We start from the raw sequence: 22,313 nt of genomic DNA on the forward strand, positions 1-22,313 counted from the left end.
CTATTGGCAAGATTCCGTATAATCACACTAAATAATATGACTGTTCGCAATGTTGCACGTACTGTCTTGGAATCTATGGTAGAGGTTCAATTTCGGCTAATCCCCCTTTTTAAAAGAGGGCTAGTGGGATTTTTTGATGTGAACAACGTACTTAATTTGGGTACGTGCAAGGATCGCGGATAATCACACTGAAGGTAAAAAGGGTATAGAGATATGCCCTTTTTTCTTGAATACGAATTTCTTTTCCAGAGGACGAAGTAAATCAAGATCGTTTTTCAGCTCTTTATCTTCATTATAAAAGTCTGTAGTGGTACTGTAATACTCCGCATAGAAAACCAGCTCATGTTTCGCGAAAATCCAGGGCTCAAGCTGAAATTCGCCATTGGCAAGTTGGGTCAAGGAGATCTTCTCATCTCCTGTTATCGCCTCAAATTCTACAGTTTTTTTATCATTTTCGCAATCATTTTGGCATAGGGCTAGAGAAAGATCATCACAAAATCTAAGAAATTGATAACACTGCTCGACTTCGTTTTTTTTCAATTCTAGGTTATGTAATATCTCATCTCTCGATTCGCCCAATTCCTTCATAAATTCTTGAACATCTTGCTCTTCGGATTCACCATAAAGCTTTTGGAAATGGGCAGAAACCATCAATACAATGAAACTCGACTTGTATTTGGCACTCCTCGCCACGGCTTTGGCTTGTTCCAAATCCACTTCTGTACGTTGACGGTAGTCAAGCGGAGCTCCTGATTCAGTAAGGTTATTTCGATCTTTCCATTTGGGCTGATCATTATCATGCTCTCCAATGCTTTCCATTCCGGCTGCCCAGTATTTTTGGATAGGCCAAAATCTATAATCCAAATTCAGGCCTATGTCCATTGCCAGCAGTGCATGTGCCTTATGAAATAATATTTTCCAGCCTTTGTCTGATTCGCTAACTATCATTTTGGATTTATTTAAAGGTTTTCATCATTCTGAAAATGAGCTGAATTAATTCGGCCGTTTTCTGTACTTCGATTCCAGATCAGATTTGTTGCCAAAGGAAACAGATGAGCGCTTGATTCAAAAAAATGCATCATGTATCCTGCCGTATTGACGAATATAACTAAGTCTCCAACTTGCGGAAGGTTCGGCAAAGCTATTTTTCGTTTTAATAGAATGTCCCGTTCCAAACAATATGCACCAGTGAAATATACTTCCACAGGTTGTTCTTCTGATTGCTCCTCTTGATATAAAACAAATGGATCAAGCAAGAAATCGGCGCTTCCACTTAGCATTTGAGTCATGTTCATTTCCAATCCTACCAACCAATCTCCGGTGGAATCTTGCTTTCGAAAGGCTACTTTAGCTACAGTCACCCCAACTTGATCGAGCATGGAGCGGCCAGGCTCCATTCTGATTTCTATCGAAAGGTTGTTGGACACTTCCGCCAAATTCTCACTAGAATGAATTTTGTAAGATAGAATTTCCCTAAGAAAATCACCTTTTGAGACAGCGTTCCAGAATGGATATGTTTTTAATTCTCCATGTAAATCACCATTCACAGCTTCAAACCCAAGCCCTTGGTTTCCATATGTAATCGGGTCAACTTTTCTGCTGACCGCTTTGCGAAGCTGTTGGTGAAAATATTCCCATTCAGTTTCATACTTTAAGTAATTCATTAGAATTCCTCCTCCTATGTCAATGAATTCAGTTTTCATTCCCTTCTTGGAAAGAAGCTGAGAAAATGCAAGACACTGAGTCAAAGCATAACTCCTCTCCTCTATGGAATAGCCGTTTAAGTGAAAATGCAAACCTTTATATTCCAAATAATTAAACTTTTCTGACCCGAGAAAATTAGCACTGATGAAATCGTCAATGTCTAGTAGATCGAATCCGAATCTGCTGTACAGCTTTTTCTCATTCACAAAGAAGCCACTTACCCGAAAACCAATTTTTGCTTTCTTATCCTGTGCGCTGGCAACTGCTTGTACTAGGGCACATTCATCTTCATTATCCAAGATAAGCAGGCTGCCATTTTGTATGGCTTTTTCTACCAACTTTCTGTTTTTTACAGCAGCTGTTACAATCAAATCTGAGGGTGGGATACCCATATCCAGACACTGAGCGTATTCTTGATAGCTAGCTGTGTCTATTCCCATTCCTAGAGCGTGAGCTTTTTGAACGACACCTTTGGTTTTGTTGGCTTTTCTGGCAAAGAAGATTTTATATTTCAGTCCAAACTCTTCAAAAACTTTACGATAAGAGTTGAAATTATACGCCATAGCATCTGTTTGATGGATATTGATCGGCGAGCCATGCTTTGCTAAGAGTTCGTTCAATACGGTTTTTTCTTCCATGAGCTCCTGCATCCATGCAGAAGTGATAGGAGTCAATGTAGGTAGAGTGGACATCAGTAAGTGTTAGAGGTAAATTGGGATTCTGGCTTCATATTGAGACAGTGTTCTGCCAGATCCCGCGCCCAGCCGCTGACGAAATCATTTCTTTTTCTGGAAAGTGTGTCATTATCATACGTGAGGCCTTCCGTTGGCGTGCCTGCGAAGGTGATTGATTCGTTGTCAAAGCCTGTATCATCAAGAGGATGTCCTTTTTCATTGATAGTCAGGCATCCTGGTCTGAAATCAAGACGCCCTTCCAGCCGGTTCACATAAGGCGTGATAAGCTCTTTTTCAAGCAAATTTCCATAAAATTCCCCTGGACAGCGGTGCAGTTGGATTTTAGGAATTCGTGCATCCACTAAATAATCGACGTGGATTTCCTCTTTCCCATGTATGAAAAGTGAATACTTTGTTGACTGTGTGATCTCTGGGTTATGTGAAAATGAGAAATCAATCAATCCGGCCTTTGCGATAGCTTCTATTTTTTTCATGTTTTCAATAGGAGGTCCATATGAAATCCTATTCAGATGTCCCGCATATTTTTCGAGGAAAACTTTTTGGGATTGGGGTTTCAGCCCACCAAATTTATAAAGCTTATTGAAGAATTCGCTGAGATGCCTCCAAAGGTCAGCGGTCGCAGCAGAAGCACTTTTCTCCACTCCAATTTCCGCTTCGAGAATATTTTTATGGATTGCTTCCCGTGTGCTCTTATTTAATTCTTTTCCAGAAACTGGTTCTGCAAGAAAGCTGTGAAAATCAAATTTTTCAGTTGCAGGATAATGCTCGTGAAAGCTCTCTATTTGGGATTCTACTTCAGTGAAATCCCTTGAGAGTTTAAGTTCAGACCCTTTTTCATTAAACTTTCTGGAATAAAAAACAGCTGTAAACTCCTGTTCAATAAACGGTAAAATCTGTCTCTCAAAATCGAATTTGCCATCTAAAGGCTCTATAAATTCAAAGGATTCCTCTCGGAAATAATATGGTATATGAGTGGGGGTATCGAATGTGTTTCCCCGTGGAAACATCATCAAACCTGACTTCGAGAACGGATATATTATTTCCGGCTCCAGACCTGATTTGATGTAGGAAAGACTTCCATTTTCTTCCTTTTCGAATTTCCCTTTCTTTCCTTCTGTCAAAGCCAAAACAGCATCAATGAAGGTTAATCCCATTCCCTTTATGGCTACTTTATTGCCTGCGGGGATATTACCTAGGCGTTGAGCTACTGGATAGATGAAATCAACATAATTATCCTGGGAAAGCGATTCAGAGTCGTTGACACAGGGATGTCCTGTAGCAATCAGAATGTTTTGGAAGCCGTGGACTTCTTTTGCAAATCCAATAGATGAGTCCCTATAAAAGATTTTATAATCATCTCCATTCTTTGCAATATCTACTACATCACCTACATGCTTTAGGATAGATACTTCATCTGGACAGGCATGAAGAAGCTCTTCAAAACCCTCAGAAAGATATCTGCCTACCGTGGCACGGGACGAAAACGTATAAGCATTGGCAGTAGGGAATTCTTCCTGCTGATCAATTAACCATTCTACATAGGACTTTGGGTGAGGAACTGCCGGCTTTGGCTTTTGATCTGGCCACATATTGATGTGGCCATTGACGTAATTCATCAACAAATAGGAAGGCTGGGCTGGATTGTAAATATCTCCTGCACCGAAGGAATCTGATTTGTTGAACAGATGGATTTCGATGGGGGCTGGAATCTCTACTTGGGCTAAATTGGCGAGCAAGCGCTCCAGGCCATAAAGCCCTTTTGGCCCTAGTCCCACTATCGCAATTTTTTTTATATATGGCTCTTCAATCATTTGATCTTTTTTTTTGCAGCTAAAATGAAAATGTTTAAACGAGGACTTTTTCAAGGTTCGTAATATTCTCCTCAACCCAGTCCTCATTATAAATCGTATCGAGATATCGCTCTCCACGGTCACACAAAATAATAACGACGGTAGCTCCACTTGGCAGTGTGGGAGCTAATTTTTTTACTGCATAGGTAACCGCACCTGAAGAACCCCCACAAAGTATCGCTTCAGTATTTAGAAGTCCATGACAACCCTTGACGCATTCTTCGTCAGTGACATGAACCACATCAAAAATGGATTCTCTTTTCAGGAATTGAGATTTTCTGCCAGCTCCATGTCCGGGAATTTTTCGTTCGCCAGGTGGGGTTCCGAAAATAACACTACCCACCGCATCCACGGCGATAACTTTGGTTTTCAACTTATTCATTTTTATGTATTCTGCGCAGCCCATAAGTGTCCCGCAAGTACTAGTAGCTGCAAAAAGGTAGTCAGGAGCGCTTCCAAGATCTTTTACAATTTCATGCATGGTCTGCTTGTGAGCTGCCGGGTTTTGGGGATTTCCGTATTGATTGGGCCAGAAGCTTCTCGGATTGGTATCCAGTATCTCCTGAACTTTATCCAGTCGAGCTTGCAAGAAGCCCCCTTCCTTAGCAGGGAGATGTACAAAATTGACTTTGCCACCATAGGCTCTTATAATCTTAATATTCTGCTTATTGACCATAGGATCTACTACTACTTCAAGACTTAGCCCGAAATATTTACAAGTTTGGGCTAGACCTATGGCCATATTTCCGGAACTGGATTCTACTACTGTATCTCCTTTTTTCAATTTCCCATTTTCCATCGCATCAGTGATCAATTGTAGCGCCGTTCGGTCTTTAATACTTCCCCCAGGATTGAACGACTCCATTTTTGCAAAAATCCTTAGTTGACTGTCTGGATTTACTCTATTTAGTCTGATTAGAGGAGTGCGGCCAACGGTATCCAAAATCCTGGAAAAGTAAGGTTGATGTGAGTTAGTCATATTTAATTAGTATATATTTTTAGAAATAGAAACATATCTTGTCATTAGGGTGATTAGGCCATGACATGTTTAAGTTCCTCTATGCATTTGTTACAGGAAGCAGCACAATTTTGACAATTCTCAGTACTATGCTTTTCGCATTCTGCTGCGCATTCTGCACAATCGTCTGCACAGGCATGCGTCATTTTACCTCTGTCTAGTTGGGCAGATTCACACGCTTCTAGACAATCCGCAAATGGATCCATACAGGGCTTACAAAACACTATACACTTCTCTAGTCCAGTTAGATTCTTTTGAGATTCAATAAGAGTATGTAATTCCTTGATACTTCGTTCAAGTGCATAGTTACAATCGCTTTTTAAAGAGATTAAATTGTTCAATACTTTCAAGATTAATTCTCTCAGCAAAAACCAAATACTTAGCCATTCTATCATAAAAAGCGGTTTTCCTGCATGAACCCTTTCATGGACGTAACTATGTAGTAGAAGCAAAAGGAATGTTTTATTTTTCAGGGAAAAAAATTCTCATTCTGTAGAAGACAAACCTACATTTCACACCCCGGAAAATGTAAAGACTTTCTGTTTCCAGTTTTGAGCTATTCCCAGTTCATCAAATAGAATCTAAGCAAAGGAATATTTAACCAGTATATTCAAAAATCAGTTTTCACAGTGAAAAGAAAAAAGAGAGAAGGTAGAGCAAACTGAATGAAATCTAATTTTGCTTAATAGAAAATATCAATTGAAATTCTGTCTTATTAATTTGTTGAGATAGTCAAATATTTTTCCACAATGCGTCTCCATAATTTTTTTACTTTGCGCTGCAATATGTTCATTCCTGCATACTGAGACTGCTTTTTTAATAGCTGAATATGATAAATGTCAGATACGATCAGGAAGTGGATGCTGATCTGCTTCTTCAAATGCCATAACAACTGGGAGTAAAACTGGGAACAGTAAGGTGAAAATTAGGCCTTATGTGATCTGCTTTTGTGAGGTATTGTAAAACAATTTTCTGAGCTATTAATGATTTCATCAGCCTCGTTCTGGGATAAAAATTTCCCAATAAATTTAACATTACAAGTGTTTATCAAGAAAAATAGACTTAAAAATCAGTATCAAAGGAAATGATGCGGTGGCACAAAGATTGAATTAAGCAGAACCATTCTAGTATTTTCAACAATAACCATTTTAAAAAATTATGAAGTATTTATTATACATTATTGCAGTTATTTTATTGATAGGATGGGCGATATCAGTATTTATTTATAGTGTCGCAGGTCTTATACACATACTTTTGGTACTCGCGGTGATTGCTATTGCTTTCAAGCTATTTACTGGGCGGAATGATTAAATGCTTTAAATACTAATAAAAGTATTTTTAACTTGATTATAAAATCCTTTTTAGGTAAACCAGTAATACTTATTTATTTTTTGATCCACAAAAATCAATGTAATCACCATTAAAAAAACATCCATTTCGCGATTAAAATGTTCATGGTTAGATTGTTTGGTTTCCTTTTGGCATTCAAATAGCAAGTAGGAATTTTAGACTAATTTACTCATGAAAAAGCATTGGATATCAGTTACGTTCTGATCATGATAGATGGAACAGTTGAAAGACTTTTACTAAGCTTCATGATAACAAATGTCAAAAAGCCATTCTTCCTTCAGGCTATGCGAACACTAGCAGAGCATGAATTGAAGATTTTAAAAAACGATAAATTCTAAACTTAAGAACTCATGAAATCAATCTGGAATGGCACATTAGGTTTTGGTCTGGTAAATATCCCAATCAAAATGTATTCAGCTTCTGAAGACCGGAAAATTGATTTGGATATGCTCGATTCGAAAGATCATGAACGGATCCGCTATCAACGAATCAATGAGAAATCAGGTAAGGAAGTGGAATGGAAGAACATCGTAAAAGGATTTAAAATCGACGATAAATATATCATTTTGGAGGATGAGGACTTTGAGCAGGCAAATGCCAAAAAGTCTAAAATCGTGGAAATCGAAGCATTTGTAGAAGAAGTGCAGGTAGCTGATATGCTTTTCAAAAAGCCCTATTTTCTCGAGCCACAGAAGGAAGGTGGCAAAGCTTATAATCTACTTCGAGATGCGCTGAAGAAAACCAAGAAATTGGGCTTAGCTACTTTTGTAATGCGTCAGAAAGAGAATCTTTGCCTCATCGGAGTCCACAAAGATGTGTTGGTTCTGCATGTGATCCGCTTTTCGGATGAAATACGAAACCCTTCTGATCTTAAGATTTCCAGTTCCAAAGCCACCAAAAAAGAAGTGGAGATGGCGGAGACTTTGATCAAGCAATACAGTGAAAAGTTTGACCTCTCCAAGTATAAGGATCAGTATAATGAGCAGCTGATGAAGGTGATCAAAGCAAAATCAAAAGGCAAAAAAGCAGTAATCAAGAAATTTGAGCCGGAAAATACTCCTTCAAAGAATCTAATGGCGCAGCTAAAAGCTAGTTTGGAAAAGCGTAAAAAAGCCTCCTGATGGCACTTGATGAGTATAATAAAAAGCGCGATTTCAAAAAAACGAATGAACCCCGAGGAGACTTGGCTCAGCAAGCTGGCGAACTTCGGTTTGTGGTGCAGCGTCATGATGCCAGTCACCTTCACTTTGATCTCAGACTGGAGATGGATGGAGTGCTCAAAAGTTGGGCTATTCCTAAAGGCCCATCGTTGAATCCCGGTGACAAGCGTCTGGCGGTGCAAACTGAAGATCACCCATTGAAATACCTGGACTTTCATGGGATTATCCCGAAGGGAAATTATGGAGCAGGAGAAATGACCATTTGGGACGCAGGAACTTTTACTCCCATGTCGGACAAGAAAGATGTTGCCCTTTCCATGTTCAAAGACGGCGACCTGAAGCTTACTTTTTTTGGAACCAAGCTTCGGGGAGATTTCGCTTTGGTCAGAACGAAATTTGAAGGAAAGCAGCCACAATGGCTATTGATCAAAAAGAAGGATGAATTTGCTACGGATCTGGATTACGATGCGAATCTTCATCTCGGAGAAACCAAAATCGAAGAGACAACCAAACCTTCCAAAGCGCTTTCCCTTACCCATCAGGTTTCACCAATGCTTGCCTCAACCAGCAAAGACCTTAAATTCAGCACTTCCAAAGACTGGCTCTACGAGATCAAATGGGATGGCTACCGCATGATCTGCAATCACTCTTCGGATAGTACATCCCTCTATTCCCGCAACGGAGTGGATTATTCAGAGACTTTTCCTGCCTTAATAGACAGCTTAAAACAACTTCCAAAAACTGCCATACTCGATGGGGAAGTGGTGAGTCTGGATAAGAATGGAGTTTCCAAATTTCAATGGCTACAACATTATAGTGATGAGCCAAAAGGAGACCTGACTTACATGGTCTTTGACTTGCTTTATCTGGATGGGCATAGCATTATTCACCTCAAGCTGGAAGAGCGTAAGGAATTGTTGGAGTCTTTAGTCGAGGATATACCTAACATACGCTATAGTGAACATTTGACCGGCGGTGGCAAAGCTTTCTTCGAAGAAGTGAAGGAAAATGAGCTTGAAGGAATCATCGGCAAAAAAGCTGGTTCTTTCTATTATCCGGGTGTTCGATCTGAGGAATGGGTGAAATTCAAAACGCAAGAAAGCATCGAGGCGATCATCTGTGGCTACACCAAATCAGATAATCGTCCGTTTGGCTCCTTGATCCTAGGACTGCATAGACAAAATGAATTGACCTACGCGGGCAACTGTGGGACAGGTTTTTCTATTGCTCTGCAAAAGGAGCTGGTTGTTCAGTTTGATAAAATACAACAATCGAAATCACCCTTTCCGGAAAAAATAAATCTAAACGGAAGGCAGCCTGTCTGGCTTCATCCGGTGATGATAGCTGAAGTAACATTTGCAGAATGGACAGAAAACAACAGACTTCGCCAGCCGGTTTTCAAAGGATTACGAAATGACAAATTCCCCCAAGAACTAAAAATCGAAAGCTCTGAAACAGCTGGAAAATCCAGCGGCAGTTCAGATAATTCCTTGGAAATTGACGGGATTAATGTCCCCGTAAGCAATCTGGAAAAGCCCCTATGGCCTAAAGAAGGAATTACCAAATACGATCTGATTGACTATTACCTTTCTGTGTCAGATTATATTTTACCTTTTTTAAAAGATCGTCCACAAAATCTCCACCGTCATCCAAACGGGATAGATAAAGATGGATTTTACCAGAAAGACACACCAGAAGGATATCCTGATTGGATAGAAACTACCAGCATCCATTCAGAATCCTCCGAGAAGGATATTGATTACATGCTTTGCCAAAATGAAGCAACGCTCATCTACATGGCGAATCTTGGCTGTATTGAGATTAATCCCTGGAATGCAAGGATCGGTTCACTAGATAATCCGGATTATATCGTGATAGATCTGGATCCATCTGACAAAAACGATTTTAAGCAAGTCATAGAAGTAGCTCAGGCTTTTCATCAACTGCTTGAGGAATTAAAGATTGATGCATACTGCAAAACCTCGGGTGCGAGCGGACTTCATATTTATATCCCTTTGGGTGCAAAATATACTTTTGAGGAAGGACGCGATTTCTGCAAGCTTTTGTGCACCATCATCCAAGAACAGCTTCCCAAACTCACTACCATGGAAAGACCACTCAAAGCAAGGAAAGGAAGAATCTATCTGGACTACCTGCAGAATCGTCTTGGGCAAACGCTTGCATCTGTGTACTGCGTGCGTCCCAAACCCGGAGCAACTGTTTCCACACCACTTCTTTGGAAAGAAGTAAATAGCAAACTGGACAAAAATGACTTCACAATTTTTACGCTCAAGCATAGACTTAAACAGCACCCAGATCTTTTTAAAGAGGTTCTTGGCAAGGGGGTCAGCATAGAGAAAACACTCGAAAGGCTAGATGGATAGCTATCATTGCAGTACGATCCAAAACCCGAATTGGGAATAATTTTTCACAGAAATAGTCTTCGACAGTAGTTTTTTTCACCTATAAAGCATTTTGGCTTCCATTATTGACCTATATCGTCTATTTCCCATTTTGGCTAAATGATTGATCTTTTAATGAGATCGAATAGAGTTCAAATCAAACCCTAATCAACCATGTACTTTAAAAATACACTTCCACTTTTGGCCTTAGCAGCTTTTGGCTTTGTCTCATGTCAGGAAAAAGTCTCCAAAGAAGAGAAAGAAGAAATCTCCGAAACCAGTGCCGATACGGTGCAAACTGCACTTGGCCAATTAATTTTGCCCCCGCCGTACGCAACCGAGTCTGTCACTAACGAAAGTAAAATTGTGGCCTGGCCTGACGGCAAAATGCCCACTGCTCCAGCTGGATTTACCGTTACCAAATTTGCTGATGAATTGGACAACCCGAGAAATACATATGTAGGGCCAAACGGGGATATTTTTGTAGTAGAAAGCAGCACAAAAGGTAGCGCGGATCGTATCACCATCTTCAAGGATAAGGATAAAAACGGCGAATATGAGACCCGTGAAGTATTCAAAGAAAACTTGAACAGCCCATATGGAATGCTCATTCTGAACGAGCACTTTTACATCGCCAATACAGATGGACTTTATAGATTCGCCTACAAATCAGGACAGATAAAACTTGAAGGCGAGGGAGAAAAAATAGTTGATCTCCCAGCTGGAGGATATAATAATCACTGGACAAGAAATCTGATTGCTAATGAAGATGGGAGTAAAATCTACATTTCCGTCGGATCTGCCAGTAATGCAGGGGAACATGGAATGGAAGAGGAGCATCGAAGAGCTGCGATTTTGGAAGTGAATCCAGATGGAACTGGAGAAATTATGTTTGCAAGTGGACTGAGAAATCCAGTGGGAATGTCGTGGAACCCGGCAACAAAGGAACTTTGGACTGCGGTAAATGAACGAGATAAATTGGGCGATAATTTGGTGCCTGATTATATCACAAGTGTAAAGAAAGGAGGGTTTTATGGATGGCCTTATTCTTATTATGGTCAGATCGAAGATCCAAGAATGGAAGGCCAAGCTCCCGAATTGGTTGAGAAAGCAATTGTCCCAGAAGTATCGGTAGGAAGTCACACGGCTTCGCTGGGTTTGACTTTCTATGATGGAACTGGCTTTCCGGAAGAATATAATAACGGAGCATATGTAGGACAACATGGTTCTTGGAACCGTGAAAAACTTGCTGGATATAAAGTTCTTTATGTGCCATTTGAGAATGGTAAGCCTGCTGGAGAGCCACAGGATTTCTTAACAGGATTTGTGTCAGAATCTGAGAGTTCCGAAGTATATGGGCGTCCGGTGGACGTGACAGTTTTGCCCGACGGTGCACTTTTGGTAAATGATGATAACGGGAATACGCTTTGGAAAATAGCTTATACAGGCAATTAGAATTCACAATCTTAATTAAAATATAACGAGTCTTTAAGGCCCCAGAAGAGTAAAATGCAGCCAAAATTGGAGAAAGTACTGAAGACGATAGCTGACAAAACCAGCTTAAACTTCGATCCTGTGCTAGGTTTGCTTTACTCTTCTGACGAAATAGAACGGATTTTTTCCTCAGAGACTGAGAGTATAATACCGCTATTTGGGGAAACTTATGATTTGTAAAGGCCACCCTTTTTCAATGGATTCTGTTTAATACCCCTTCAATTTAATTTTAAGAGCGAAATATACACTTGGGTTAGATTTTGTCTAAGTTATTATTAACAACTGTGATTATACAGAATCTTGCCAGTAGAAAATTTATAGGATCGAAAATCCATAGGCACATTGAATTCTGGTTTACTCCGGTCTTCCAACCCGTTGACCAAAGAGAATTCGCTTACTGGCAGAAAAGCGTACATACAGCTTAACAACCTATTCAATTAAATCAAACATTTTATGAAAAAGCAATTAGCAGTACTTGTAGTAGCCATATCCTCGATATTGTTCGCCTGTAATGAAAAGAAGGAGTACGGCGACGTCACTGAGGATGGTATAATGGATGTAGATGAATCCACGTCTTTAGATGGAAAAACGAAAGCAGGAACCGACTCAAGTATGAGATTGACAGATGGTACCAGGATACCGGTAATTATCGAGTCTACAGATTCGATCAACCTACCACAAGAATTGTTGGACGTGATAGAGAAAACAGACGATATTAATCCAGATAGTATTCTTGTTAAAAGGAGGTTTACTGAAAATAACATCACTTATTACGAGTTGGAGTTCAGAATGAAAGAGGGATCAAATCAAACCTTCATATTCGACGGAGAAGGCAAGAGAAAATCAGTGGATTAATAAGTTGAAAGGATGATCAAGCACTGATGGAATTCAGAATGCTTGTATCATCTTTTTTTCTTTAGGTGTTGTAACGATACACCGATGATGCAACTCTGGGATGTGTCTTACGACTCAAAGAATACCAATCATAAAAGGCTGCCGATTGATCAGGATGCGAAAACTTTTAGTGATTCAATAGCTGAGAGCAGAATTTATGACTGATAAGATGAAATGAGGATCCTAGTACAATTATCTTCTTGGAATCTCAGACTCTGATTTCGCCTGCATTATTTCTATATCAAAATCTCATGGACATTAAACATTTCTTGATTACGATTCTTTCCGGACTGGTAGGTACTGTGGCGATGACCTTGTTCATGTACCTGTATAGCTATGTCAGTCACAGCTTTACTAAGGTGATCCATATTCTGGGTAATATGTTAGTTGGGGAAAGTAATTTTTACTCTCCTGGTAAGAATGCCCTTATCGTAGGGATTGCTGCTCATTTTGGAGTGGGAGTACTTTTTTCATTTGCATACTTTCTTCTTTGGAACTGGGGATTTTTCCAAATTAATTTGGTGGATTCTATCATAATAGGAGTAATCAGTGGGGTGCTGGCTGTGGCAGCTTGGAAAAGCTACTTGACTCTCCATTCAAGTCCTCCACAGTTTTCTGAACTCAATTACTTTCTTGCGCTGTTTTTGGCTCACATCGTCTTCGCTGTAGTTAGTGTGAATGTGTTTCAAATTATTACTGACAATCCTGAGCTATGGTACCAATTACAGGAAGAGGCTAAACTATCCCAATGAAATCCTTCAGACTTTTCACCGCCCTTTTTGCCATTTTGGTCATTCTTATTTCCTCATGCAACAATCAATCTTTGAGGATTTTTAAGTCAAGCTCAGCTAGGACAAAGTATCTAAATACACTGAAGAGCTCGGGGATTAGCTCAACCAAAATTGGTTTGGAATGGCAAAAATCAGGTATTGAGGCAATTTCGAGGCCTTCTGAACTGGAAATACCAGTAGCTATTCAGGGTAGTTTCAAGTCCAAAAGCATTGAAGCAAAAGCATGGAAAATTCAGCTGGAGCAGGGAGCTTCTGTCAATATTCTTGTGTATTGGCAGGCTAATGATAGCAGTAAATTAATCGTGGACTTATTAGAGGGGCCAGAGTGGAAGGAACTGGAATCCTATGCGACACAAAATGATTCTGTGAAGTTCGAAGCAGAAAAGACGGGCAGTTACTTACTTCGAATTCAGCCAGAATTACTTGGGGAGGGCAATTTTCAAGTCAGAATTAATGGAACTGCCACTTATGCAGTATTTCCCGTACAGGGAAAAAACAGTCGGGCAATTCAAAGTATATGGGGCGATGAACGCGATGGAGGGAAGAGATCACATGAAGGGGTGGATATTTTTGCGGCTCGCGGCACTCCAATATTGGCTCCTGTAGAAGGCGTAGTCACGGCCGTACGGGATACGGGATTGGGAGGAAAACAGGTTTGGTTGAGAGATCCCAAGCGAGACTGGAATCTTTATTTTGCACATTTGGATAGCCAGATGGTGAGTAATCTGCAGCGGGTAAATCCTGGAGATACATTGGGCTTGGTGGGGAATACAGGCAATGCCAGGACTACAGCTCCGCATTTGCATTTTGGGATTTATCAAAGCGGTGCGATCAACCCTTTTCCAGCTATTAAGACTGAGTTTGATATTGCTTCACAACTTCCAGAGCGGGAACTACCTCAACTGATGAAAGTCATTACCTCTCAGACAAATATGAGAAGCCAGCCGAACACAAATTCAAGCGTCATTGCGCAGCTGATTGCAAATACACCGGTTATCATACTAGCCGCTACTTCTGATTGGTTTGAGGTAGAGACTACGGATGGAATCATTGGCTTTTTGTACAAAAATCTACTTACGTCTGTTGATTCCGTCGCATTAGATGATAGGTCAACTTACGCGATGACCAAACCTTCACAATTTTTAGCAGATAGCTTACTTGTAGATTTAGAGCAGTTTTCTAAAATAGGTGAAACTGCAGAAGGGTATGACTTGATTTTAGATAGGGATGGAAATCTGCTTTTCCTTCCAGTCATGGTACATCAATAACAGGGTTAGCTACCCATTATGAGAACTTTTCTGCACATAAATACAACGTGACAGACAGCAAAAAATTCATTAACATTTTTTGAATACTCAGAAAACAGTCCTATTCTCATTCCCAACGTACTATGGATTTTTCATTTACTTTCTCTGACAAAGGGCATCCATGTTGCCTCTTGTAACGGAAAACTGAAAAGCTATGAAAACTAATAAACCTGAGAAAACACAAAACCTAAAAGATAAAACTACTGAAGAACTGGTACGGGAAGCCAGAGTCACCAAGGATGATCTCCAAGCCTTAGGTCCAAAAGATGCAAATCTAAGTGATGACGGCGGCGACGATGAGCAGCTTATCGAGAGAAAGAGAAAAGTTGATTTCACGGGTGATGGGCTGGATGTGCCAGGAAGCGAGTTGGATGACCAACAGGAAAATATTGGTTCCGAGGACGAGGAAAATAACTCTTACAGCAATGCAGACGAAGAGGAAAGGTAATGATTGATAAAAAGACAAAGGAAGCACTCACCGAAGCCCTGAAGACAGGAAACGTTCTTAATCTTTCTCTTGGAGGTAAAAGCCGGATAAGAATAGAGCGGAGATTGCCTTTTCTTTTGATCTATCGCGAAGAAAAACAAGATCACTTTAAAGTTTCGGATCTCGTGAGAATGGAGTCTTCCTATCTGATCACTGAATCCAGCACTGATTTCAATTCGGATATTGCTCTGCTTGCCAAGGAATTGTCGAAGGAGCTAGCTGAAGAATACGGTTCGGTGATGGTTCTTGAGGTTTGGATAGGAAAACCGGACAGTAAATCTTTTAAACTCAAAACTGCTAAAGATAAAGCGCCAAACACTGTGAAAGCATTTCAGGATGGACTGCAGGCATTTTGCCGAACCCATCCAGAGCTGACTGTTCAAGTAGAGGAGAACCTAATTCGGCATCCAGATCATCTGGCGGATTTTCTGACTTTGAAGCAGTGTCAAGAAGCAGGCATTTACTTGATGGGATTGGAGATTCCACCTTTCTTCCAAAGTCATGCAAATAAGGAGTTTTACTACCTAGTCTTTAAGGAATTCAAGCTAGCTTTTTCCAATATTCTCAGAAAGGCAGTGTATGAATTTATACGAGTTCAGACTTCCTTCGATATTCAAAATTATCAGCGTCTGGGTAGTACTGTGGTAGATGAAAAAGTGTGGGAAGTAGATAAGCAACTTTCTGAAATTGAGGCTAAGTATCAGTTTCTGCTGCTTATTTCCCCAACAAATACTATGCAGGCAAAGGAAGAATTCATCGCAAACCAGCATCGCAAGAACCCAAAGTTCCTTTACCGCAATTTACCCATAGATCCAGATCGATTGAAGGAAGAGTTGTTCCGAATTGATATCAGAGGCATACAAGATCCTACCCTTTCATTTCTTTACACGGAAAAGCGCGAGGAAATCGAAAAACAGATTACCATGCTCAAGGAGCGAGGAACAAAGAACTTCATGTATAGTAGCATTCGTTTATACAGTACTCCGGGAGTAGAGCTACACGAAACGGCTAAACTTTTGCTAAAAACCCTTCCTCCTGATGATTTCGAGAATATAGAATGGATAGATCCTTACGATATGGCTAAATATTGTATGGCTGAAATTGAAGAATACAGAAAAATTTATCCGGCATTAAACTCTAAAGTAGAGGTGAAAAATGACATTGTCGGGATGCTGGTGTCGAGAGGTCAGCTCTACATAGGTTCTAGTTTTAAAGTTCCAAAACAACGGATCAAAGCCTTGGTTCATCACGAAGTTGGTACACATGTGCTCACATTTTACAATGGGAAAATGCAGTCTTTCGGGCAAATGAGCAGTGGTTTTGCGGATTATGACGAGTTACAGGAAGGTCTTGCAGTCTTGGCAGAATACCTAGTCGGAGGACTTACCAATAACAGACTGAGAACTCTTGCTGCAAGAGTGATCGCAGGAAGAGCGGTGACAGAAGGAATGACTTTCGAAGAGACATACCATACGCTGACAGCAGAATATAATTCCTCGCCTGAGCAGGCTTTTCAGATTACAGCTAGAGCATATCAAGGCGGTGGCTGCACCAAAGATATAATCTACCTCAGAGGCCTGATTAAACTGATAGATTACCTGCAAAATGGTGGCGATTTGGAACCGCTGTATGTAGGTAAAATAGGATTTAAACATATTGCCCTGATCCAAGAATTGCGCATTCGCGACATCATAAAACCGTCTCCACTTAGTCCAAGCTATCTCAAAACAGATTTTGCTCAGGAGCGACTGCAAAAATTAAAGGAAGGACTGACCTTGCCCGAACTAGTCAATTAACCACTAACCACCACAAAATGAAAATTGGATTTGTAGTAAATCAAATAGAAACTGAGACTGGAGGATACAGTACTACGCAACTTTCTTCAGCTGCGGTTCACCGAGGGCATGAGGTTTACATCATCAGTGTAGGGCAGCTTTGCTATCTCGAAGATGGTAGAATGGGTGCTATAGCTGTAAAAGCTCCTAATACAAAGTTCCGTAGTTTGAATAAGTACATGGATGCTATTCACAGTCCACAGGCTGAGCGAATACACATAGCTTCAGATGATATAGATGTGCTTTTTCTGAGAAATAATCCCTGCGAGGAATTTGGGGAAAGAGCCTGGGCACAGACTGCCGGGATGGTTTTCGGTCAGATAGCAAGTGCAAATGGAGTACTTGTGGTGAATGATCCTTATGCGTTAATGTCATCTTTTAACAAGATGTACTTTCAGCATTTCCCTGAAACCGTAAGGCCAAGAACGATCATCAGCCGAGATGCAGATGAGATAAAGGAATTTTACAGAAAAGAAAAGAAGAAGATTATCTTGAAACCACTTCAAGGCTCGGGTGGAAAGGATGTGTTCTTGGTGGACAACGATAAAAACCTCAACCAGATCGTGGAGACGATCAACCGCTATGGTTTTGTGATTGCACAGCAATACCTTCCTGCAGCCAAAAACGGCGATATAAGAGTAATCATGATGAATGGGAAAATCCTGGAAATAAATGGAAAAGTAGCGGCTGTCAACAGGGTAAATAACAATGATATTCGAAGTAATCTACACTCAGGAGGTGAAGCAATCCATGCCGAAATTACTGATGATGTACGTAGACTATGTGAGATCGTCGGGCCAAAATTGGTGCAGGACGGAATGTTCCTCGCTGGAATAGATATCGTCGGAGACAAAATTATGGAGCTGAATCTAGATAGTCCGGGGACTATTAATGCAATGCATAGACTCGAAGGTGTAGACTTCTCATCTGCTATAATCGATTCTCTTGAGCGAAAAGTGAAATACCAAAAGCATTACGACGGTAGTCTGCCCAATGCTTTTTTGGCAACTTTGAATCCTTAATAGTAGCCGTTCGCGTGACACGAACGGCGGCATTGGAAGCTTCAGATTTTATAAATGAAAAAGGAAAAGCTAGCGATGCTTTTCCTTTTTTTGTGATTATTTTAACCACAGTGGATGCGGAGGTTTTCGCAGAGCGCGCAAAAAAATAGTAAGACTTAAGTGTTTGTTATAATACGTGGTTTCAATTCTGCAGACTAACTGTTTTAAAATAACCAATTTGTCTAATCTCATTCTGATAATAGTTCAAGCTTCCTTCGATTATGCTGGTTTCACTATAAAAAAACCATCCGACCCCTGGGTTTGATACAAAGGCAGAAACACCCTTCCCTTAGACTCTGACACAATCGACTGTCCATCCAATGAAGCTAAATGTTGTCCTTTATTGATTTTGGTGAAATTAGCATAGCCCGGATCCATTTTGAAGTTCTGATCTTCTCCAATCTCTTGTCTGTAGGTTACCTCAAAATTGTCATTGGTAGGAGAGGCTTTTTCCAAAAGCTCATAATAGTGATCATAAGCTATAGCTGATTTTTCAAGCATTCCTGTTTTCACCAAAATCACCCAAATCGCGGCCTCGTGATAGTCAACTGATTTTGGGTCGTCGTGCTGTCCAGCTTCCATTGTAAAGCCGGAGTGACCTTTCAAAGTCTGGTAGTGGTCGAAATGCCCGGGAATGTATTTTTCTATTCCTTTCACTACTGGTAAGGGCATCTGCTTCGCAAAAGCAAAGCTGTTTTCACGGCGATTCACGCTAATGTATGGAGCAGTATTTGATGAGGTGGTATGCAAATCCATGAAATGGAAAACTGTATTGAACTTTTCGTTCTCTAATTTTTCGACTATAGTTAGCAACTCATTAAACTCTGTTGCTTCGTGATAATCGAGCTGATTGTGCGCTTGTAGCTGCTTTTCATTTTCTAGGGTACATACTCGATTTAGATCTTTGTCTATCAGACGAGCTCCTTTTTTTAAGGCTACAATATTTCCCGCCACACCAACTATTTTACCTTTCAGTGTCAGCTTTTCCTCCTGTAGTTTTTTAAACACACGTTGCAAAGCAAGTATACCGCTTGGCTCATTTCCATGTACTCCGCCACTCACCAGCAAATAAGATCCTGGAGTCTGATGGCATGGTTCGGCAGGATACTCACCGATTACTCTGGTGAGGTTTTCTTTATCTAAAGTTTCTGTGTTTGTTTTCATGATGAAATCAGTTTGGGTTTACTAGGCATAGCCAAACTTTATACCATGGAAAAGTAATTTCATGAACTCATTAAAAAGGCCTTCTTGATGTATTATAGCTGATACTTATATAGGTGTAATATTTCTCATCCATGTTAAAAAAAAAGGTGTAGAGATACATGAGAGCTATTTTCCTCAACCTGAGGAGGAGTTCTGAGAGAATTTAATAAGGCTAAAAGGCACTATTCCACTAGTCGTGAATTTAAAAAATCCTGTAATGTGATCAGATGTTTCAAATGGAATTTACCTATCAATCCATCTCTCCATCTCATAGACAATTTTTGTAGTATATTTTTCATTACTAGTTTCCAGGGTTTTGGATTGTTTGGTAGCAGAAAAATAAAAGATGGAGGCTCTGTGTATTTTTCAAATTCGACTTTCAAACCTGCTTTTTCCATTTCAATGACCTCAAAAATATAGGGTTTCTGGATAGACTTTAGTACACCATTTATTCATTATTTAGGAACTTAATCAGATGTACTTTCTGCTCGTTTTCCTAGGTATGCTGAGACACGTGAACATCATTTATGGTTCATTCACTCTTGTTTATGGTGGTTCTTACCATGACTTATTTTGATTTTTGTCTTCTTTTTTAAATTTTTAAAAAGATTTCATTTATACTTCATGGAATATTGAGTAAAAGTCGCGGTGAAATTCTATAGATTCCAGACATGAAATCGAATCAATTTGACGCTATAGTGGTGGGCTCTGGTATCAGTGGAGGATGGGCAGCTAAGGAATTATGTGAGAAAGGCTTGAAAACTTTGGTGTTGGAAAGAGGCAGGGATGTGCAGCATTTGAAAGATTACCCTACGATGACTTCAGCTCCTTGGGAAATGCCGCACAGAAATCAGATTCCTCGGGAGGACAAACTTGAGAATCCCGTCGTAAATAGGTGCTACGCCTATAAGGAAGATACACAGCATTTTTTTGTCAAAGATTCCGAGCATCCTTATGTTCAGGAAAAGCCGTTTGATTGGGTTCGTGGCTATCAGGTAGGAGGAAAGTCGTTGATTTGGGCCAGGCAAACACAGCGCTGGAGCAAATATGATTTTGAAGGGCCAGGCCGGGACGGCTTTGCAGTGGATTGGCCGATTCGGTATGAGGATGTTGCTCCATGGTATAGTTATGTCGAGCGCTTTGTGGGAATAAGCGGCAGCTACGAAGGGTTGGATACGCTGCCTGACGGGGAGTTTCTCAAAGCTTGGGAAATGAACTGTGTGGAGAAGGAGATTCAACAGCGAATCAAGGCTGTTTACGATGATCGAGATGTGATAATCGGTCGCTGTGCTCATCTCACTGAACCTAAGGAAGTTCATTTGCAGCAAGGTCGAGGGCAGTGCATGGCCAGAAACCAATGCTACAGAGGATGTCCTTTTGGAGCATATTTCAGTTCCAATTCTTCCACTTTACCAACGGCTGCCAAGACTGGCAATTTGACGATTAGACCTGATTCTGTGGTTCATTCACTTATATATGATGATCAAAAAGGCAAAGTGACAGGCGTGCGAGTAGTAGATCGCGTCACTAAAGAATCTACAGAATATTTCGCAGCCGTGATTTTTTTAAATGCTTCTGCACTAAATACCAATTTGATTTTGCTGAATAGTACTTCAAAGCGCTTTCCAGATGGCTTGGGAAATGACTCTGGAATTTTGGGTAAATATGTTGCCTTTCATAACTATCGAGGCGTGGTCAATGCCAATTATGAGGGATTTGATGATAAATACTACTTTGGAAGAAGACCTACGGCAGTGATGATGCCCAATTTCAGAAATGTCAAAAAGCAGGAAATGGACTTTATGCGGGGGTATATGACTTTTTATTCTGCAGGTCGAGCAGGCTTTGGACATGCAGACGCGCCATTTGGTGCAGAATTCAAGGAAGCAAATTCTAAACCTGGACCTTGGTCGGTTTATATGATGATGCAAGGTGAGACTATTCCCAAGGAATCAAATCATGTCAGCTTGAGTCCGGATCAGCAAGATGAATGGGGCGTTCCATTACTTCAGATTAATGTAGGCTACGATGAAAATGATGAGAAAATCCTTAGGGACTTTCATGAGCAGGGAGAAGAAATGCTTACCAAAGCGGGCTGCATAAATATCAGAAGAGGTGATAGCAAGCAATCTCCTGGCTTAGATATTCATGAAATGGGCGGAGTGAGGATGGGAAGAGATCCTAAGACCTCCTTGCTCAACGGATTCAATCAGATGCATTTGGCTCCCAATGTATTTGTTACAGATGGTGCATGCATGACTTCCACTGGCACGCAAAATCCTTCCATTACTTACATGGCTTTGACCGCTAGAGCGGTTGATTATGCTGTGAAGGAAATGAAAAAGGGAAATATTGGATAAGCTCAAATTTGAAAGGAACATCATTTTGATTAGAATGCCTTCACAAAAAAGTAAGATCATTTATAAACTTGAGTGATTTTACCTGTCATTCAATCCCTTCCCATCGAGGATTTTTGGAGCACATTTTTCAATCCTAGCCACCCTGGTTTTGAATTGTTTGGGAGCGGAAAAATAAAGAATGTAGCCTCTTTGGCGACTTGGTGTCAATGCTTCAAAAGCCACTTTTAAGGCTGGGAATTCAACCAATTTATTTTGAAATTCTTCTGGTAGAGGGGCTGGATTTTTTTCGAATATTACTTTCAAACCTTCCTTTTCTACCTCGATGGCTTCAAAAATATAAGCTTTGAGGATAGGTTTAAGCTGGGCTATTTCCTGAATAGTTGTAAACTTAATCAGTCGTGCTGCTTGCGTGTTTTCTCCAGGTTTAGTGAGAACTTTCTGCTCATCATTTAACAAAACTCCTTTAAAAAAACTAATCGAGCAGTAGTCGTTAAACGCAGCTAAAATCAGAACATTACTTTTCTGAAAGGTGTAGCAAGGAACTCCCCATTTCGACATTTCCGTCAATCCACAGTCAAGAATAATTATTCTCAATTGCTTCAGCTCTTCCGTCCAATTATGGACTTTACACTGCGGAGTACCACCCAGCGGACAGCGCCCACAGCCCTCAGTGAAATATGAGTCGACGGAAGAATTCATATG

General features: G+C 40.4%; 19 protein-coding genes. 13 read left to right on the forward strand and 6 right to left on the reverse strand.

Features of this window, described 5'->3' with window-relative positions:
* Positions 1-183, forward strand: a 183-nt coding sequence (locus tag BVH04_RS25825; RefSeq protein WP_205635868.1) for a hypothetical protein, incomplete at its 5' end; no start/stop codon positions are given.
* On the opposite strand, the gene BVH04_RS14955 is transcribed toward BVH04_RS25825, so the two are convergent.
* From BVH04_RS14955 to sbnA, 4 genes are read right to left on the reverse strand one after another with little or no spacing between them, the layout of a single operon-like run.
* Positions 184-948 carry a DUF3891 family protein gene (locus BVH04_RS14955; RefSeq protein ID WP_086542276.1) on the reverse strand — a complete coding sequence of 255 codons (765 nt, stop codon included), beginning with the start codon at positions 946-948 and terminating at the stop codon, positions 184-186.
* Between the two features lie 11 nt (positions 949-959).
* The gene (locus BVH04_RS14960; RefSeq protein ID WP_086542277.1) at positions 960-2,396 is read right to left on the reverse strand and encodes a type III PLP-dependent enzyme domain-containing protein; all 1,437 of its coding nucleotides are present in this window, start codon (positions 2,394-2,396) and stop codon (positions 960-962) included.
* Positions 2,396-4,210, reverse strand: coding sequence for an FAD/NAD(P)-binding protein (locus BVH04_RS14965; RefSeq protein ID WP_169714444.1), 1,815 nt, complete (start codon positions 4,208-4,210; stop codon positions 2,396-2,398). Before BVH04_RS14965 ends, BVH04_RS14960 begins: the two co-directional genes overlap by 1 nt.
* Positions 4,211-4,244: 34 nt before the next feature.
* A complete protein-coding gene (sbnA, locus tag BVH04_RS14970; protein ID WP_086542279.1) occupies positions 4,245-5,228 on the reverse strand; it encodes a 2,3-diaminopropionate biosynthesis protein SbnA in 984 nt (327 codons plus the stop codon).
* Positions 5,229-6,425: 1,197 nt separating this feature from the next.
* On the opposite strand from sbnA, the gene BVH04_RS25180 reads away from it, so the two are divergent.
* From BVH04_RS25180 to BVH04_RS15020, 11 genes are all read left to right on the forward strand, one after another.
* Entirely contained in the window at positions 6,426-6,578 is a 153-nt protein-coding gene (locus BVH04_RS25180; protein ID WP_116116493.1) for a lmo0937 family membrane protein, read from the forward strand.
* A 389-nt stretch (positions 6,579-6,967) separates the two neighbouring features.
* Positions 6,968-7,738 carry a non-homologous end joining protein Ku gene (gene ku, locus BVH04_RS14980; RefSeq protein WP_086542281.1) on the forward strand — a complete coding sequence of 257 codons (771 nt, stop codon included), beginning with the start codon at positions 6,968-6,970 and terminating at the stop codon, positions 7,736-7,738.
* On the forward strand, positions 7,738-10,161 hold the full coding sequence (gene ligD, locus BVH04_RS14985; protein ID WP_086542282.1) for a DNA ligase D: 2,424 nt from the start codon (positions 7,738-7,740) through the stop codon (positions 10,159-10,161). Before ku ends, ligD begins: the two co-directional genes overlap by 1 nt.
* Before the next feature lie 192 nt (positions 10,162-10,353).
* On the forward strand, positions 10,354-11,634 hold the full coding sequence (locus BVH04_RS14990) for a PQQ-dependent sugar dehydrogenase (RefSeq protein ID WP_086542283.1): 1,281 nt from the start codon (positions 10,354-10,356) through the stop codon (positions 11,632-11,634).
* Positions 11,635-11,688: 54 nt separating this feature from the next.
* Positions 11,689-11,853, forward strand: a complete 165-nt coding sequence (locus tag BVH04_RS25510; protein WP_169714445.1) for a hypothetical protein — start codon at positions 11,689-11,691, stop codon at positions 11,851-11,853.
* 273 nt (positions 11,854-12,126) lie between these two features.
* On the forward strand, positions 12,127-12,528 hold the full coding sequence (locus tag BVH04_RS14995; RefSeq protein WP_086542284.1) for a hypothetical protein: 402 nt from the start codon (positions 12,127-12,129) through the stop codon (positions 12,526-12,528).
* A gap of 290 nt (positions 12,529-12,818) precedes the next feature.
* On the forward strand, positions 12,819-13,319 hold the full coding sequence (locus BVH04_RS15000; protein ID WP_086542285.1) for a hypothetical protein: 501 nt from the start codon (positions 12,819-12,821) through the stop codon (positions 13,317-13,319).
* Entirely contained in the window at positions 13,316-14,626 is a 1,311-nt protein-coding gene (locus BVH04_RS15005; protein WP_086542286.1) for a M23 family metallopeptidase, read from the forward strand. Before BVH04_RS15000 ends, BVH04_RS15005 begins: the two co-directional genes overlap by 4 nt.
* Positions 14,627-14,819: 193 nt before the next feature.
* The gene (locus tag BVH04_RS15010) at positions 14,820-15,113 is read left to right on the forward strand and encodes a hypothetical protein (RefSeq protein WP_086542287.1); all 294 of its coding nucleotides are present in this window, start codon (positions 14,820-14,822) and stop codon (positions 15,111-15,113) included.
* The gene (locus BVH04_RS15015) at positions 15,113-16,948 is read left to right on the forward strand and encodes a flavohemoglobin expression-modulating QEGLA motif protein (RefSeq protein WP_086542288.1); all 1,836 of its coding nucleotides are present in this window, start codon (positions 15,113-15,115) and stop codon (positions 16,946-16,948) included. Before BVH04_RS15010 ends, BVH04_RS15015 begins: the two co-directional genes overlap by 1 nt.
* 17 nt (positions 16,949-16,965) lie before the next feature.
* Entirely contained in the window at positions 16,966-18,009 is a 1,044-nt protein-coding gene (locus tag BVH04_RS15020; RefSeq protein WP_086542289.1) for a glutathione synthetase, read from the forward strand.
* A 258-nt stretch (positions 18,010-18,267) separates the two neighbouring features.
* Here the strand turns inward: BVH04_RS15020 and BVH04_RS15025 are convergent, their stop codons facing one another.
* Positions 18,268-19,212 carry a M14 family metallopeptidase gene (locus BVH04_RS15025; RefSeq protein ID WP_086542290.1) on the reverse strand — a complete coding sequence of 315 codons (945 nt, stop codon included), beginning with the start codon at positions 19,210-19,212 and terminating at the stop codon, positions 18,268-18,270.
* A 710-nt stretch (positions 19,213-19,922) separates the two neighbouring features.
* Between BVH04_RS15025 and BVH04_RS15035 the strand changes: the two genes are divergently transcribed.
* On the forward strand, positions 19,923-21,611 hold the full coding sequence (locus BVH04_RS15035) for a GMC oxidoreductase (RefSeq protein ID WP_086542292.1): 1,689 nt from the start codon (positions 19,923-19,925) through the stop codon (positions 21,609-21,611).
* Between the two features lie 78 nt (positions 21,612-21,689).
* Here BVH04_RS15035 and BVH04_RS15040 read toward each other — a convergent pair whose 3' ends face one another.
* A complete protein-coding gene (locus BVH04_RS15040; protein WP_086542293.1) occupies positions 21,690-22,310 on the reverse strand; it encodes a YdeI/OmpD-associated family protein in 621 nt (206 codons plus the stop codon).
* Positions 22,311-22,313: the final 3 nt, after the last annotated feature.

The sequence above is a fragment of the Algoriphagus antarcticus genome (genome assembly GCF_002150685.1).
GTDB lineage: Bacteria > Bacteroidota > Bacteroidia > Cytophagales > Cyclobacteriaceae > Algoriphagus > Algoriphagus antarcticus.

Bases quoted from the DNA above. Each gene is read 5' to 3' on its own strand.
- BVH04_RS14955 (WP_086542276.1), bottom strand. From the start codon at position 948: ATGATAGTTAGCGAATCAGACAAAGGCTGGAAAATATTATTTCATAAG.
- BVH04_RS14960 (WP_086542277.1), bottom strand. From the start codon at position 2,396: ATGTCCACTCTACCTACATTGACTCCTATCACTTCTGCATGGATGCAG.
- BVH04_RS14965 (WP_169714444.1), bottom strand. From the start codon at position 4,210: ATGATTGAAGAGCCATATATAAAAAAAATTGCGATAGTGGGACTAGGG.
- sbnA (WP_086542279.1), bottom strand. From the start codon at position 5,228: ATGACTAACTCACATCAACCTTACTTTTCCAGGATTTTGGATACCGTT.
- BVH04_RS25180 (WP_116116493.1), top strand. From the start codon at position 6,426: ATGAAGTATTTATTATACATTATTGCAGTTATTTTATTGATAGGATGG.
- ku (WP_086542281.1), top strand. From the start codon at position 6,968: ATGAAATCAATCTGGAATGGCACATTAGGTTTTGGTCTGGTAAATATC.
- ligD (WP_086542282.1), top strand. From the start codon at position 7,738: ATGGCACTTGATGAGTATAATAAAAAGCGCGATTTCAAAAAAACGAAT.
- BVH04_RS14990 (WP_086542283.1), top strand. From the start codon at position 10,354: ATGTACTTTAAAAATACACTTCCACTTTTGGCCTTAGCAGCTTTTGGC.
- BVH04_RS25510 (WP_169714445.1), top strand. From the start codon at position 11,689: ATGCAGCCAAAATTGGAGAAAGTACTGAAGACGATAGCTGACAAAACC.
- BVH04_RS14995 (WP_086542284.1), top strand. From the start codon at position 12,127: ATGAAAAAGCAATTAGCAGTACTTGTAGTAGCCATATCCTCGATATTG.
- BVH04_RS15000 (WP_086542285.1), top strand. From the start codon at position 12,819: ATGGACATTAAACATTTCTTGATTACGATTCTTTCCGGACTGGTAGGT.
- BVH04_RS15005 (WP_086542286.1), top strand. From the start codon at position 13,316: ATGAAATCCTTCAGACTTTTCACCGCCCTTTTTGCCATTTTGGTCATT.
- BVH04_RS15010 (WP_086542287.1), top strand. From the start codon at position 14,820: ATGAAAACTAATAAACCTGAGAAAACACAAAACCTAAAAGATAAAACT.
- BVH04_RS15015 (WP_086542288.1), top strand. From the start codon at position 15,113: ATGATTGATAAAAAGACAAAGGAAGCACTCACCGAAGCCCTGAAGACA.
- BVH04_RS15020 (WP_086542289.1), top strand. From the start codon at position 16,966: ATGAAAATTGGATTTGTAGTAAATCAAATAGAAACTGAGACTGGAGGA.
- BVH04_RS15025 (WP_086542290.1), bottom strand. From the start codon at position 19,212: ATGAAAACAAACACAGAAACTTTAGATAAAGAAAACCTCACCAGAGTA.
- BVH04_RS15035 (WP_086542292.1), top strand. From the start codon at position 19,923: ATGAAATCGAATCAATTTGACGCTATAGTGGTGGGCTCTGGTATCAGT.
- BVH04_RS15040 (WP_086542293.1), bottom strand. From the start codon at position 22,310: ATGAATTCTTCCGTCGACTCATATTTCACTGAGGGCTGTGGGCGCTGT.